Annotated in this window: 12 protein-coding genes; 6 read left to right on the top strand and 6 right to left on the bottom strand. The window is 60.9% G+C overall.

Annotation, left to right across the window (positions count from 1 at the left end; all coding sequences use genetic code 11):
- Nucleotides 1-70: 70 nt before the first annotated feature.
- Entirely contained in the window at nucleotides 71-748 is a 678-nt protein-coding gene (locus MAFF_RS33245; protein ID WP_010915415.1) for a TetR/AcrR family transcriptional regulator, read from the bottom strand.
- Nucleotides 749-981: 233 nt separating this feature from the next.
- Here MAFF_RS33245 and MAFF_RS33240 point away from each other — a divergent pair, with 233 nt between their 5' ends.
- Nucleotides 982-1,782 (top strand): NIPSNAP family protein, encoded by an 801-nt coding sequence (locus MAFF_RS33240; RefSeq protein WP_010915414.1) that lies wholly within the window; start codon nucleotides 982-984, stop codon nucleotides 1,780-1,782.
- Here MAFF_RS33240 and MAFF_RS33235 read toward each other — a convergent pair.
- Nucleotides 1,760-2,092, bottom strand: a complete 333-nt coding sequence (locus MAFF_RS33235; RefSeq protein ID WP_244420683.1) for an alpha/beta fold hydrolase — start codon at nucleotides 2,090-2,092, stop codon at nucleotides 1,760-1,762. The two genes, MAFF_RS33240 and MAFF_RS33235, sit on opposite strands and share 23 nt — an antisense overlap.
- Before the next feature lie 172 nt (nucleotides 2,093-2,264).
- Between MAFF_RS33235 and MAFF_RS33230 the strand changes: the two genes are divergently transcribed.
- The 5 genes from MAFF_RS33230 to MAFF_RS33210 all read left to right on the top strand — a co-directional run bounded on the left by MAFF_RS33230 (nucleotide 2,265) and on the right by MAFF_RS33210 (nucleotide 6,504).
- A complete protein-coding gene (locus tag MAFF_RS33230; protein WP_010915412.1) occupies nucleotides 2,265-3,038 on the top strand; it encodes an SDR family NAD(P)-dependent oxidoreductase in 774 nt (257 codons plus the stop codon).
- A gap of 181 nt (nucleotides 3,039-3,219) precedes the next feature.
- Nucleotides 3,220-3,768, top strand: a complete 549-nt coding sequence (locus tag MAFF_RS36755) for a DUF805 domain-containing protein (protein WP_048894822.1) — start codon at nucleotides 3,220-3,222, stop codon at nucleotides 3,766-3,768.
- Between the two features lie 177 nt (nucleotides 3,769-3,945).
- Nucleotides 3,946-5,343: a class II fumarate hydratase gene (fumC, locus tag MAFF_RS33220; protein ID WP_010915411.1), complete on the top strand. Its 1,398-nt coding sequence runs from the start codon at nucleotides 3,946-3,948 to the stop codon at nucleotides 5,341-5,343.
- A 177-nt stretch (nucleotides 5,344-5,520) separates the two neighbouring features.
- A complete protein-coding gene (locus tag MAFF_RS33215) occupies nucleotides 5,521-5,943 on the top strand; it encodes a DoxX family protein (RefSeq protein WP_010915410.1) in 423 nt (140 codons plus the stop codon).
- Between the two features lie 156 nt (nucleotides 5,944-6,099).
- Nucleotides 6,100-6,504, top strand: a complete 405-nt coding sequence (locus MAFF_RS33210) for a DoxX family protein (protein ID WP_044550123.1) — start codon at nucleotides 6,100-6,102, stop codon at nucleotides 6,502-6,504.
- A gap of 223 nt (nucleotides 6,505-6,727) precedes the next feature.
- Here MAFF_RS33210 and MAFF_RS33205 read toward each other — a convergent pair whose 3' ends face one another.
- The 4 genes from MAFF_RS33205 to MAFF_RS33190 all read right to left on the bottom strand — a co-directional run bounded on the left by MAFF_RS33205 (nucleotide 6,728) and on the right by MAFF_RS33190 (nucleotide 14,240).
- Nucleotides 6,728-8,497 carry a UvrD-helicase domain-containing protein gene (locus MAFF_RS33205; RefSeq protein ID WP_010915406.1) on the bottom strand — a complete coding sequence of 590 codons (1,770 nt, stop codon included), beginning with the start codon at nucleotides 8,495-8,497 and terminating at the stop codon, nucleotides 6,728-6,730.
- Nucleotides 8,481-10,307 (bottom strand): ATP-dependent nuclease, encoded by a 1,827-nt coding sequence (locus MAFF_RS33200; RefSeq protein WP_010915405.1) that lies wholly within the window; start codon nucleotides 10,305-10,307, stop codon nucleotides 8,481-8,483. Before MAFF_RS33200 ends, MAFF_RS33205 begins: the two co-directional genes overlap by 17 nt.
- Before the next feature lie 196 nt (nucleotides 10,308-10,503).
- A complete protein-coding gene (ppx, locus tag MAFF_RS33195) occupies nucleotides 10,504-12,039 on the bottom strand; it encodes an exopolyphosphatase (protein WP_010915404.1) in 1,536 nt (511 codons plus the stop codon).
- Entirely contained in the window at nucleotides 12,039-14,240 is a 2,202-nt protein-coding gene (locus MAFF_RS33190) for an RNA degradosome polyphosphate kinase (RefSeq protein WP_044550119.1), read from the bottom strand. The genes ppx and MAFF_RS33190 overlap by 1 nt, the downstream gene beginning before the upstream one ends.
- Nucleotides 14,241-14,309 lie beyond the last annotated feature (69 nt).

The following is a 14,309-nucleotide window of genomic DNA, read 5'->3' as shown; positions in this document are numbered from 1 at the left end:
ATATCGGGGCGGGCTCCCGGCTTTCACCGCGACATCGGCCGCAAAGCCGGGCCGTAGCGATCCATCCGCCTCAAAGGGTACCGTGCCGCCGCAGCACCCTGCTACGGCGACGCCTCGCCCCCGGCTCGCCCTGCGACGATGCAGCCTGGGAGGCGCTGCGCTCCAAAGCCGCAAGGCAATCGCGCAACGGGCGGGCGTCCTGCGCCGTCTTGGCCATCGACATGGCGCCGGAATAGGTGGCGACGGCAAGGGTCGCGAAATGCCGGGGATCGGCGCCTTGCTCCTTGCCCTCCTGCTGGTCGGCCGTAACCTTGTCGGCGATCGCCTGGCGCCAAGCCGCAAAGATGCCGGCAAGGGCAGTTCGGAAATCGGGATCGGCGAGCGACAGTTCATGCGCCAGATTGTTGAGCGGGCAGCCGCGCACGAAACCCTGCTGTTCCAGTTCCGCCGCGACAGCTTCGAACACGGCGCGCACCCCTTCGCGCGCCGAAGCCGCTGCCACAACCGGCGCGATCCATGTCGCCTCGACCGCTGCCGCCACGCGCTCTTCGATCACCGCCATGGCCAGCGCCTTCTTGGTCGGGAAGTGATGATGCAGCGCGCCGCCACTGACCCCTGCCGCTGTCATGAGATCGCCGAAGCTGGTCGCGTGATAGCCGCGCGCCTGAAACGCGGCCTCGGCGACATCGAGCACTTTCCGGCGCATGCCTTCGGGGTCGTTGATGCGTTTCTGGGCATGCCGTGCCATGCGAGAACTCCCCCTTCTCCCCTCGTGGGAGAAAGTGCCTGAACGAAGTGAAGGCGGGGTGCTCCAGCTTGGCAACGACGGCACTCCGTCACGCACCCCTCAACCGTCTCGACGCTGCGCGCCGATCCACCTTCTCCCACAAGGGGAGAAGGCAAAAAAGATAGCATGTTGACAAAACAGGACAACCGGTTTGTTTATAAACAGGACGATTACCCTGTTTTGGAGACGAGCGGATGAACCTCCCCCTGAACGTCGCGCCGGTAGCTGCTGCGCCCGCCTCGCCTATTGTCGAATTGCGGCAGTACACATTGAACCCCGGGCAGCGCGAAACGCTGATTGCCCTCTTTGACCGGGAGTTCATCGAGAGCCAGGAGGCGACGGGAATGACCATCATCGGCCAGTTCCGCGATCTGGACCGCCCGGATATGTTCGTCTGGCTGCGCGGCTTCGACGGCATGGACACACGCAAGGAGGCGCTGGCCGCCTTCTACGACGGCCCGGTCTGGGCGGCGCACCGCGACGCGGCCAATGCGACGATGACCGATTCGGACGATGTGCTGCTGCTGAAGCCGGCCTGGCCGAGCGCCGGCTTCGACCTGTCAGGACTTCAGCGGCCGGTGTCTGCCGAGCAGGAAAACTCCAGCAATGAGAACCATTTGGGCGGCATTGTTGTCATCCGGATTCATCATTTGCGATCGGGAGCAGAGACCGAATTCGCCAGCCGCTTCGCGGCCGAGGCGGCGCTCATCATGAAGGCGCACGGCGTGCGCCTGCTCGCTGCCTTTGCCTCGGAACATGCCCAAAACAGTTTTCCGCGGCTGCCGGTGCGGGCCAGCGAAAACGTCTTCCTTTCCATCGCCCGGTTCGACAGCGCCGAGGCGCATGCAAGCCAGGAAGCCGCCCTCGCCGCCGCGCCGGCATGGCAGAGCTTTTTGCGGGCAGTTCAGCTTGATCTGACCAAACCAACCGAGACCTTGCGGCTGTCGCCTACGTCGCGATCCCTGGTTGGCGCTAGGTTTCGAATGCCCCGGTGATGGTGCGCGCGACAAAGGCCGGGTCCTCCCAATGCGGGTTGTGGCCGCACGCTTCGGCTCGCACGATGCTTGCCTCCGCCAGGCAACGCGACAGCGCCTGCTGGTGCTCATCGCCGAAGAGCGGGTCGCACGCGCCGGCGATGATCAGTGTTTGGGTTCGCACTCCCTGTGCCGCAGTTGTCAGGCCGGCGCGGCGGATCTCGTCCAGGATGGCGCGCCAGCGCGCCGCGGGCATGGCCGATGCGTCTTTCGCCAGGCCGGCGAGAAACCGCAGGTCAAGGATTTTGTCGCCGTGCGCCTGGCCATGCACCAGCCTGCGACCGTCGGCGCTTAGACCTGCCCTGGCCTGCCAGCTGGCCGTACTTGTCCCATCCGAGCATCGGCAACCGGCGAAGTTCATACCGTGGGATAGGCCGGCTGCTTGACCAGGGCCGCGACGATGCAGTGCTCTGGCATTGGCCAAGGCGACCTCGGAGTGCCCGATGAGACTTCTGCACAAGCGCACGCTGGTGACCGGCGGCTCGGACGGTATCGGCCTGGCAATCGCCGAGGCGTTCCTGAGCGAGGGCGCCGATGTCCTGATCGTCGGCCGTGACGCCGCCAAGCTCGAAGCCGCGCGCCAGAAGCTGGCGGCTCTTGGCCAGGCCGGCGCGGTGGAGACGTCGTCCGCCGATCTTGCCACCAGCCTCGGTGTCGCAACCGTCGTCGAGCAGGTGAAAGAGACCGGCCGGCCGCTCGACATTCCTATCAACAATGCCGGTGTCGCCGACCTCGTGCCGTTCGAGAGCGTCAGCGAGGCGCAGTTCCAGCACTCCTTCGCGCTCAATGTGGCGGCGGCGTTCTTCCTCACCCAGGGGCTGCTGCCGCATTTCGGCGCCGGTGCATCGATCATCAACATCTCTTCCTATTTCGCCCGCAAGATGATCCCGAAGCGGCCATCCAGCGTCTACTCCCTGTCCAAGGGCGCGTTGAACTCGTTGACCAGATCGCTGGCCTTCGAGCTCGGCCCGCGCGGCATCCGCGTCAACGCCATCGCGCCCGGCACGGTCGACACCGCCATGCGGCGCAAGACCGTCGACAACCTGCCGGCCGAGGCCAAGGCCGAACTGAAGGCCTATGTCGAACGCAGCTATCCGCTGGGCCGCATCGGCCGTCCGGACGACCTCGCCGGCATGGCGGTTTATCTAGCCAGCGACGAGGCGGCCTGGACGAGCGGTGGGATCTTTGCCGTGGATGGTGGCTACACGGCCGGATGAGAGGCGTACACGCTTGTTCCGTTCCCATAGGCCGTCCGTTGCTCGATGGTATTGCGCCATATTTTTCATAGCAATTAACCATCCACCCAAGAGACCCGCCCTTCTACGCCTTCTATAAATCGATTTAACGGACTTTTTACTTTGATTGCTGAAGATGATCTGATTTGCGGCGAGGCGTCAAATGAATTTCTTGTTTGGATTTTCTGGACGCATCGGGCGCGCGCAATGGTGGCTGGCGTCATTCGTGATCGTCTTGGTGTGGGTGTTGGTCGTTGTGGGCTTCGTAGCCATCATGGCGGTAGTTGAGCCGTCCGGCGAGCACAAACCTGGAGAGCTATCCCAAGGCGGCCTGAGTGTTGGCATCGCATTACTTGTGGGCATCGTACTTTCCTGCTGGATCAAGGTCGCGGCGATTATCAAGCGCTACCATGATCTTAACAAACCGGGGGTCTGGTTTCTGTTGACCTTTGTCCCCTTTATCGGCCCGATCTGGGTGACCGTCGAATGCGGGTTTTTCGCTGGCACGTCGGGCGACAACGACTACGGCCCGCCACCCGGCACAAGTGATCGTGCAACTTTTATGAGCGACGTCGATGCTCATATTGCACGCATGAAGGCCGAGCGCCCTGTCCAGCAGCAACCGCTATCCGTCAGGATGGATAAAGCATCCCCAGCGCAGCAAACGACGCGCCCAACAAGCACAACCGGATTTGGCCGCCGCGGCCTCTGACCTCCGGAAAAGGGACTTGAGCGCACCGAGGCAGGAAACCCGCCAGCTGCATGGGAAGCGCATTGCTGAGCAGCCTTGCTTCAACCGATTTGCATCCTCGCCGTCCGCAATCTCCGCTTGAAGCCATTTGTGCAACGCGATACGCCCTTGCCCAAATCGACAGACCGGAGACTTGCCGTGACCGTTGCAAAGACCAGAACCGAAACCGATACGTTCGGCCCCATCGAGGTTGCCGCCGACCGTTATTGGGGCGCGCAGGCGCAGCGTTCCCTGGGCAATTTCAAGATCGGCTGGGAAAAACAGCCGGCGTCGATCGTGCGGGCGCTGGGGGTCGTCAAACGGGCGGCGGCGGAAGTGAACATGGAGATGAAGCGGCTCGATCCGGTCGTCGGCAAGGCGATCGTCGACGCCGCCCAGGAAGTGATCGACGGCAAGCTCAACGACCATTTCCCGCTGGTGGTCTGGCAGACCGGCTCGGGCACGCAGTCCAACATGAACGCCAATGAAGTGATCTCCAACCGGGCGATCGAGATGCTGGGCGGCGTCATGGGCTCGAAGAAGCCGGTGCATCCCAACGACCACGTCAATATGAGCCAGTCTTCGAACGACACCTATCCGACGGCCATGCATATCGCCTGTGCCGAACAGGTTGTCCATCATCTCATCCCGGCGCTGCACCATCTGCACAAGGCGTTGGACGCCAAGGCCAGGGCCTTCAACCACATCATCAAGATCGGCCGCACCCACACGCAGGATGCCACGCCGCTGACGCTGGGCCAGGAATTTTCCGGCTATGCGGCGCAGGTCGCCTCCTCGATCAAGCGCATCGAAATGACGCTGCCCGGGCTGCAGGAGCTGGCGCAAGGCGGCACCGCCGTCGGCACCGGCCTCAACGCGCCAGTTGGTTTTGCTGAAAAGGTGGCCGACCGCATCGCCGCCATCACCGGCATCGCCTTCGTCACCGCGCCGAACAAGTTCGAGGCGCTCGCGGCCCACGATTCCATGGTGTTCTCGCACGGCGCCATCAACGCCGCGGCGGCAGCACTCTTCAAGATCGCCAACGACATCCGCTTCCTCGGTTCGGGCCCGCGCTCGGGCCTCGGCGAATTGTCGCTGCCGGAAAACGAACCCGGCTCGTCGATCATGCCGGGCAAGGTCAACCCGACGCAGTGCGAAGCGATGACGCAGGTCTGCGTGCAGGTGTTCGGCAACAATGCGGCCCTGACCTTCGCCGGCAGCCAGGGCCATTTCGAGCTCAACGTCTACAACCCTTTGATGGCCTACAATTTCCTGCAGTCGGTGCAGCTGCTCTCCGACGCCTCGGTCTCCTTCACCGACAATTGCGTCGTCGGCATCGAGGCCCGCGAAGACAACATCAAGGCCGCACTCGACCGCTCGCTGATGCTGGTGACGGCGCTGGCGCCCACCATCGGCTACGACAACGCCGCCAAGATCGCCAAGACGGCGCACAAGAACGGCACCACGCTGCGCGAGGAAGCGCTGGCCACCGGGCTGGTCAGCGAGGTCGATTATGACCGGCTGGTGCGGCCTGAGGACATGACGCATCCGGGGTAAGGTGCTTTTCGGCGGGAGAATTTACTCCCGCCTCCGCATCACCCGACACGAATTTCGCGCTTCTTGCCCGATCACGGCAATGTACATCCTGTGAACAATGTGTCGCCGGATAGGCGGCTTTGGTGAACAGTCGACATCGTCTATCTCAGGGTCATTCAACCTATTCGGAGAGACACCATGTCCATCAATACTTCCGCCGCAGGCGCCGGCACCGCGTCCAACAGCTCTGTCACCATCCTGCTTGGCCGCATCCTGCTCGCGGTCATTTTCCTGCTTTCCGGTTTCGGCAAGCTCACCGCCATTTCCGGCACCGCTGCCTATTTCGGCGGGCTCGGCCTGCCCGTTCCGACCGTAACGGCTGTGGTCGTCGGCCTGATTGAACTGCTCGGCGGCCTCGCCATCCTCGTCGGTTTCCAGACCCGTATCGCCGCCTGGGTGCTCGCGATCTTCACCGTCGCCACCGGACTGGTCGCCCATACCGGCTGGGCCGACCAGATGCAGATGATCCAGTTCCTCAAGAACCTCGCCATCACCGGCGGCTTCCTGCTCTTGGCTTCATCGGGCGCCGGCGCCTATTCGATCGACGCCAAGCGCGGCTGAAACCTCCCTCCCAAGCCTCGATAGAAGCGGCGCGGAATTTTCCGCGCCGCTTTTTCGTTGTCTGGGATAGCCGGTCCGGTTTCGGCCGAGGCCTCGCAGGCGTAGACTTCCGGGCAGCCGGCTCGAGCCCAAAGGGCGCCGGCAAGGGAGGTGGCCATGACCCGCGACGCATTGCTTCTGGTTTCGCGACTGCTCTTTGCCTTGATGTTCGTACCATCCGGCTTCCAGGCGCTCGCCAACATCGCCGGTACATCAGATTATTTCGCCGGCCTCGGCCTGCCGCTGCCGACGCTCGCAGCCTGGGGCACGGGCCTGTTCGAGCTGATCGCCGGCTTGCTGATCCTCATCGGCTTTCAGACCCGGATCGTGGCGCTGCAGCTGGCGGCCTTCTGCGTCGTTGCCGGCTTCATCGGCCATCACGGCCAGGGCGGCGACGATGCGATGCTCGCCTTCCTGCACCAGCAGATGCTGATGAAGGACATCGCCATATCAGGCGGTTTCCTTGCGCTGGCCATGGCTGGCGCGGGAGCCTGGTCGGCCGACGGACGTGGCGCGGCCTGAGGCCGCCGCCTACTTTATCTTTCGTCCACGCTGTGGGGGCTGTATTCCAGAAGCGTCGATGCTTGCTAAAGCGACCGTTTGAAGATCGCCTCCAGCCTTTCTTGGCTTGCGATCTGGTGATGATCTGATCGAGCCTGGAGCGGAAAATTCTGCTCTCCGTCTGATGCGTCTCGCGCGGCGACGCGCGCTCCGCTCGCGGACACAAAGCCGCAAATGGCGGTCATCAGACCATTCGCACGCCATCCGCTCTTAGAAACTGCGTGGGGATGTTCCGCCGGTCGGCACGGTCAGTCGAGTAAAGTAGATAATGGCGCGCACGCGTGATGCCGACATAGAAAAGTCTTCGAGCCTCCGCGATCGCTTCAGGGGTGTTAGCGCGGTAATTGGGAATCTTGCCCTGATGAAGATCAATCATTGCAACAGCGTCGTATTCACGCCCTTTAGAGTTATGCAACGACGAGAGTTTGAGGGCTGCGTCACCGTTTGAATAGACGCCCAACTCGTCAACAGTGAGGTTAGCAACGTCTACCCGAGTATTTCGCATATCGGCCTCCATCTCGGTGACGGAATCGCTAAGCAAGTCTCGGTGAGCCGTACCGAAGAAGCTCAGCTCAATGAGAATTCCACTAAATACGGTGGCGGCTTGTGTAAGCCAGTCCATCGCCCCCATGTGAATTTCCTGCAGCCTGCTCGCTTCCGCCACGAGGCGGAATACAAGGACACGCCCTTCGTAGGTGAAGACGTCGTAGCGGCGCTTGCCTGTGGCATCGAGAAAGAGATTGAACAGGCTACGTTCGATCCCGATGATGCTCTCGGCAGTCGGATTCATCAAATGCCCACATATTTGCTCGGCGAGAGGTGCAAAGAGCCGGTTTCGCCGATACGGTCGCGCTCCGGGACCGACAATGCTAACCCCAAATTCTCGGAGCCGACGTCCAAGAGGAAAAAGCGTAAACCAGCTTGGGGCGAGGATGGCTGCGTTTCCGATAGGAATTCCGAGTCCCTGAAGTCGTGGCAAGAAGGTTTCGGTAATGACAGCGAATGCTGTGGCGCCGTTCTCGTACTCCGGAACCTCTGTAAACAATCGCGCTGGCCCGACGGCAGTCATCGGTGGATTGCGGGCGATTATCCTCTCGGCGTGTTCGATAATTGGCTCGCTTGAACGAAAATTGCCCGTCAGCACCAAATCAGTTCGGGCTCCGACTTCGTCTGCGAAAATATCGGCGAGGTCAGGCCGCGCACCCGCAAACCCGAAGATGGACTGGTTTGGATCGCCGACCATAAAGAAGTTTGTTCTTCCCCGTTCAGCAATCAACCCAAGAATCGCGATCTGCAATTCGGTGGTGTCTTGGAATTCATCTATAAGAATGTGTGAAAAACGGGACGCTACGAATTCGACAATCTCTGGATGATCGCGCATCAGTGAAAGCGAGTGATAAAGAATGAGTGAGAAGTCGGCGCGGCCGTCGTTCCTAAGCCGCTGCCAAAAGCGCAACGCTTCCTCCCTTCGGATCGTTCCTGTGTCGAGAACCGAGCCGAAAGGTTCGCCTGCTTCGCTGATTTGAAGCAGCGAAAACTCCTCAAATTCTCGGAAGGTGAGATTATAGCGATTGAAGTCCGCGCTAGCTGCGGAAGCGTATTCGTTGAATTGCTCGCTATCGGGCGTGATTACCTCAAACCCATTTTCATATCCTTCGATCCGGTGACAAAACGGCCGAAAAATGTGGTTTAGGCAGAAAGAATGAATGGTGCAAACGTCATAGTTTTCTTCATCACCAACCTGGGAGTGCTGCCGCAGGCGCGTCTCAATTTCATGCACGGCTGTGTTTGTGTAGGTAATACACCCAGCGACGCGAGGTGTACCACGGATCGCATCCACAGCTCGGCTCAGCTTCGAGATGATGACTCGGGTTTTTCCGCTGCCGGGACACGCGGTCAGCATCAAATCATCTGGGCAGTCCACTGCCAGTTTCTGCTCACTCGTCAGCTTCATCGTCGCGTAGCCATTTCACGGCATTCTTTATGTAGGGAGGCAAAGCTGTAGCGTCTGACACATAGCTGGACGCTAGTTGCGCAAAGCGCGCTTTCCCGAACCTTTTTGCAGTACTCAACACGGCGGCACGCAGCGGGTCCAATAATTCGCGGCGCTGATCCGCTGTAAGGCCTTCTTGCTCCAGCGCTCGGACTCCGCGGCGGAGCCGCGTGGCTACTCTCGGTGCACCAATCTCGTCCGCCGCCTTTGCGAACATTTCGAGGGTACCGGATATCGTAATCGCACGCTCGAACGTTGTTGGGCACCTGAAGACCTTCACGTAGTCGTTTTCAAGGGCATCGAGGTCAGGGGGGTCTGGAAGTTCGTCATCCCCATCCTCCTCAATGGCATCGCTTGGCTTCAAATCACCGTCGGCAACTATGGCACATCGCTTCGGCAAGCTGCCCTCTGTGAACAGCTTGGCGTAGACGTCGAAGTGAACGCCATAGATTGGGATCACCGCGATCCCTTCACGATCAAGGTCTATCTCCATCACCTCCTTGACGAGGGGTGGAATGAGAAAGAGCTCGGCCGGTCCCTCAACCAGGATGACCTTACGAGCAAATAGCATGTTCGACTTTGTGGCATCCAAGAACCGCTCAAGGTCTGCGATATCATTCTGCTCAAGGTCTTTGTTCTCTGCCGGCACTCCAGACGCAGTTCCGGCTACGCCGACGTTGGTCAGCACAACAAAAGAGCTGAGGTCAGCTTGGGACGTTATGTGCGTGCTGTGCGTGGTCAATATCGACTGGAATGGAAGCGCTTTGAGTGCTCCGAACAACGCCAGTTGCAGTTGCGGGTGCAAATGTGCCTCGGGTTCTTCGAACAAAATTATCTGGCCAGCGGACTTCTCCTGAGCGAGGCGCTTGTTGAAGTACTCAATCCAGATTGAGACATAGAGAATATTATTGAGGCCCAGCCCGTTTTGCGCGGGATCAAAATCAGTGACGGCAGCATTGGTCAGCAGAATGCGAAGCGCTTTGACGATCGCCTGAAATGATGGTTCGGCTAGCCCTAGGCCGACACCCATATCGAAGGCTGGGCCGCTGACCTTTGTGAACGATGCATCAATGGCTTCGGCCAGGGCCTCGATCGTCGGCGACTCCGCGATTGTTTGGTTCGCGTCTCGGAGCGCCTGTACCAGAGCGTCCTTCTCCGCGTGATCAATCTCAGAGGCGGCGATAAGCCGAGTGAGTGGTGAGCTTCGGGTTTGCCTAAGGTCACTCTCAACATCACGAAGCGCGGGTAGGTGCACCACAAGGAAGGACTGGAGGTCAGAAAATCGTATCCCAACGCCGATATCTTGATCCCAATCGACAGTCGCGACATCGTGTCTTGGATCACCACCGCCTGTGATCTCCCACTGATAGTCATCAATTGTCAGGTCGCCCGGCTCGATTGTCTCGTCGGCAAGGTCGTCACGGACTTTGAGTTTCGGCCTGAAACGGTAGATCAGGCGTGCTCGGTCGGGCGCAACTTGCCACCCCCCGACCAACGCCTCCTCATTCACTTTACCGGCCCATTGGTCGATCTCTATCGCAATGACCACCTGGGAGGGATGGGACAAATCAACGGCCGAGTGGATATCAGACGGCAGTAGAGATCGATAACTCGAAGCAAGATTGACATCGAGACAGAGCCTCAAAGCCTGCAAGAGGTTCGTTTTGCCAGTGTTATTCTCGCCGATTATGCACGTCGTGTTTTCAGCGATGCGAACGTCTAGATGTGCGAAAGATCGGAAGTTCCGAATAGTGATCTTGGAAATGTGCATGGGTCCCTCCCGGCGAGATCATGCACATTTACTTTCTGCTCATAAAGAAAAAAGATATTAGGAAGCCCCTTATTCATATTACGCCCCCGAAAGGCCCGAAGCTCGGGTCGACAACTTTCTTAATCGGCGTATGCTTCGATGGCACGACGAGGTACCCCGCACATCGTGCCATCAGTGTTCAACTGAGAAGCCCAAGCTATTTCACCGACACGCTCGGCCCGCCCTCCACGGCCAGCACCAGCCTGCGGTTGGTGATCCGCGCCAGCTGCGCCAGCCGGCCGGCCGGCCGCTCGCCATAGAGATCCGAGAGCGACGCCGGCAACACCAGCGCCAGCACGCCGTTGGCGCGCTGCTCCCATTTCAGCCTGGGCATGATGCCGGGCATCGAGGCCGTCAGCAGGTAGACCACCCGCATCATCGCCGCCAGCACGCGAGCCCGCTCGAGATAGCGCGGCGTAGCAAGCGCCTTGATTTCAGGTGCGATGGATTCGTTGAAGATGCCGTCGTGACGATAGGCGTTGGCCAAAGCCAGGAAGGCACGGCCGGGATGGTCGACGCCGAAGAAAGAGGCGTGAGCGATGATGTTGAGCGATTGCTTGCCGCGATATTCCGGGTGCGCGCGCCAGCCGATGTCGGCCAGCAATGCTGCGGCGTGGCGGTAGCGCGCCTCGTCCTCGGTCTCGTCGATGCCGAAGGCGGCGAAGGATTTGGCCGTCCAGTCGACCAGTTCATGCGCATGGGTGACCGAGCGTGAGCGCAAACGGGCGAGTTCCTCGGACGCCGAAATCAACGGATCGGCCTTCTGCTCGGCCTCGTCGAGCAGCGAATAGAGAAAACCTTCGCGCACGCCGAGCGCCGAGACGATGATCTTCGACGGCTGCATCGCCGCCATGATCTCCTGCAGCACGATGGCGCCATAGGGCAGCAGCGAGCGGCGGTTCTTCGAGACGCCCTCGATGCCCTTGACCTTCTCGATCTCGGCCTTGGCCACCTGCTTGAGAAAGTTCGTCGCGCTGTCGGCCGACATCTCGTAATGGTGCATGACGCCGAGCGGGTAGTTGTTCATCTCCATGTGCAGCCGGGCGAGGTTTCGCCAGGTGCCGCCGACGGCGTAGAAGGGCCGGCCCTGCCCGCCTTTCAGCAGCTTGGCCCGCGCCAGCTCATCGCGTGCGATCTTCTGCGCCTGGGCAAGCGAGTTCTTCGCCATGTCCTGCAGGCGCAGGCCACCGAGCGGCAACGTTATGCCGTCGCCGATCGCCTCGCCATTGACGTCGACCAGTTCGAGGCTGCCGCCGCCCAGATCGCCGGCAATGCCATTGGCCGGGTGGAAGCCGGAAATGACGCCCAGCGCCGAATAATAGGCTTCCTGGCGCCCGCTGATCACGCGGATCTCGGTCTTGAGGACCTCTTCGGCGCGATGGATGAAATCGGGACCGTTGATCGCCTCGCGCGCGGCGGCGGTGGCAAGGACATACATATGCTCGGCGCCGGCCTGATCGGACAGCGCGCGAAAGCGACGGAACTCTTCCATCGAGCGGGTCACCGCCTCGGGGTCGAGCTTTCCGGTCGAAACGATGCCCCGGCCAAGACCGGCGAGCATCTTTTCGTTGAACAGCATGGTCGGCGACCGCGCCAGCCCTTCATAGACGACGAGGCGGATCGAATTCGACCCGATGTCGATGATGGATAGCGGTCGGCGGTCCTGCAGCCGGCCCTGGGAATCAGACAGCATCAGGTGGACGCTGCAGCGTTCTTCTTGCGGCGCTTGAACTGCGCAATGCGCCTGGGCGCGTGCGACTTCAGCGCGTCACCCCGTCCGGACAGGCTCGGATTGGTCATGAAATATTCCTGCGCGTTGAACGGTTCCTCGCCCTCCTCAAGCACAACGCGCCGGGAGGTTCCATCAGCCAATACGTCGAAACTTTGCTGATTGTCCATGATGTTGCCCAGCATGATCTGGCCCAAAACCTGTTCATGCACAGTTGGGTTGGTGATCGGCACCATAGTCTCGACGCGACGGTCGAGATTGCGCGGCATCAGGTCGGCCGAGGAGATGTAGACGATCGCTTCGTCCGACGGCAGGCCATGGCCATTGCCGAAACAATAGATGCGGCTGTGTTCGAGGAAGCGGCCGACGATCGACTTGACCCTGATGTTTTCTGACAGGCCCGGCACCTGGGGCCGCAGGCAGCATATGCCGCGCACGACGAGATCGATCTCGACCCCGGCGCGGCTGGCATCATAGAGCGCGTCGATGATGATCGGGTCGACGAGCGCGTTCATCTTCATCCAGATGCGCGCCGGCTTCCCTTCCAGCGCATGGGCGACTTCGTCGGAAATGTGCTGCAGGATGCGGTTGCGCAGCGTGAATGGCGAGATTGCCAGCCGCATTTCGGCGGTCGGCTCGGCATAGCCGGTGATGAAATTGAACAGTTGGGCGACGTCGCGGGCGATCGTCGGATCGGTGGTGAAGAAGGACAGGTCGGTGTAGATGCGCGCGGTGACCGGATGATAGTTGCCGGTGCCCAGATGCACGTAGTTGCGCAGCTTGCCGTCCTCGCGCCGCACCACCAGCGACATTTTCGCGTGAGTCTTCAACTCGAGGAAACCGAACACGACCTGCACACCGGCGCGCTCGAGATCGCGCGCCCAGCGGATGTTGGCCTCCTCGTCGAAACGCGCCTTGAGTTCGACCAGGGCGGTCACCGACTTGCCGGCCTCGGCCGCGTCGACCAGGGCGCGCACGATTGGGCTGTCGTTGGAGGTGCGGTAAAGCGTCTGTTTGATCGCCACCACTTCCGGATCAGCCATGGCCTGGCGCAGGAACTGCACCACGACGTCGAAGGATTCGTAGGGGTGGTGGACGATGATGTCCTTCTCGCGGATGGCGGCAAAGCAGTCGCCGCCATGCTCGCGGATACGTTCGGGAAAGCGCGGATTGTAGGGCGTGAACTTCAGATCGTCGCGCGGGATGGAGACGATCTCGGAGATCTGGCTGAGCGCCAGCGGACCGGTCAAGACGCTGATGCGGCTCGACGAGACGCCGAGCTCGCCGGCGACGAAGTCGCGCAACTCCGCCGGCATCAGCCTGTCGAATTCGATGCGGATCACCGAGCCGCGGCGGCGGCGCTTCAGCGCCGTCTCGAACAGGCGCACAAGGTCCTCGGACTCTTCCTCGACCTCGATATCGCTGTCACGGATGATGCGGAATGTGCCGGAACCCTTGACCTCATAGCCCGGAAACAGCTTGCCGATATAGAGACCGACCGCCTCCTCCAGCGGGATGAAGCGGACATGGTTCTTGCGGTCCGGCAGACGAATGAAGCGCTTCAGCGCCACCGGGAGGCGCAGGAGCGCGCTCATCTCCTCGCCATTCTTGCGGTGGCGCAGTTGCAGCGCCATCGAGAAGCCGAGATTGGGGATGAACGGGAACGGATGCGCCGGGTCGATCGACAGCGGGGTCAGCACCGGAAACACCTGGTCCTGGAAATGCTCCTCCAGCCAGACTTTCTCGTCCTTGGTCAGCGCATCGCGCGTAATGCTCTCGATGCCTTCCTTGTTGAGCAGCACGGTAAGCGCCGAAAGGCTCTTCTGCTGGTCTTCCTGCAGCCGCTCGACCTCACGCAGCAACTGCTCGAGCTGCTGTTCGGGGGTGCGGCCGTCGGGACTTTTCAGCGTGATGCCTTCGCGCACCTGGCCGGCGAGACCGGCGACGCGCACCATGAAGAACTCGTCGAGATTGGCCGCCGAAATCGACAGGAAGCGAACGCGCTCCAGCAGCGGATGATGGGTGTTCAGCGATTCCTCGAGCACGCGGCGATTGAACTGTAGCCAGGAAAACTCGCGGTTGACGAAGCGATCCGGGTTGCCGCCCTCTGAACTGGCCACCTCGACATTGACGAATTCGCTCTGCACCGGCTTCAGTTCATTCATTGTCCCTGCCCGTAACCGTTCCTTTTGCAGCGCCGCCAGATGGCGGTGCTCTAACATGTATTTGTGACG

Origin of the sequence: Mesorhizobium japonicum MAFF 303099, from assembly GCF_000009625.1 — a bacterium.
GTDB classification, from domain to species: Bacteria; Pseudomonadota; Alphaproteobacteria; order Rhizobiales; family Rhizobiaceae; genus Mesorhizobium; species Mesorhizobium japonicum.
Note: the sequence above shows the minus strand (reverse complement) of the source record. Positions and strands in the feature narration are given on the sequence as shown.

Bases quoted from the DNA above. Each gene is read 5' to 3' on its own strand.
- MAFF_RS33245 (WP_010915415.1), bottom strand. From the start codon at position 748: ATGGCACGGCATGCCCAGAAACGCATCAACGACCCCGAAGGCATGCGC.
- MAFF_RS33240 (WP_010915414.1), top strand. From the start codon at position 982: ATGAACCTCCCCCTGAACGTCGCGCCGGTAGCTGCTGCGCCCGCCTCG.
- MAFF_RS33230 (WP_010915412.1), top strand. From the start codon at position 2,265: ATGAGACTTCTGCACAAGCGCACGCTGGTGACCGGCGGCTCGGACGGT.
- MAFF_RS36755 (WP_048894822.1), top strand. From the start codon at position 3,220: ATGAATTTCTTGTTTGGATTTTCTGGACGCATCGGGCGCGCGCAATGG.
- MAFF_RS33215 (WP_010915410.1), top strand. From the start codon at position 5,521: ATGTCCATCAATACTTCCGCCGCAGGCGCCGGCACCGCGTCCAACAGC.
- MAFF_RS33210 (WP_044550123.1), top strand. From the start codon at position 6,100: ATGACCCGCGACGCATTGCTTCTGGTTTCGCGACTGCTCTTTGCCTTG.
- MAFF_RS33205 (WP_010915406.1), bottom strand. From the start codon at position 8,497: ATGAAGCTGACGAGTGAGCAGAAACTGGCAGTGGACTGCCCAGATGAT.
- MAFF_RS33200 (WP_010915405.1), bottom strand. From the start codon at position 10,307: ATGCACATTTCCAAGATCACTATTCGGAACTTCCGATCTTTCGCACAT.
- ppx (WP_010915404.1), bottom strand. From the start codon at position 12,039: ATGCTGTCTGATTCCCAGGGCCGGCTGCAGGACCGCCGACCGCTATCC.
- MAFF_RS33190 (WP_044550119.1), bottom strand. From the start codon at position 14,240: ATGAATGAACTGAAGCCGGTGCAGAGCGAATTCGTCAATGTCGAGGTG.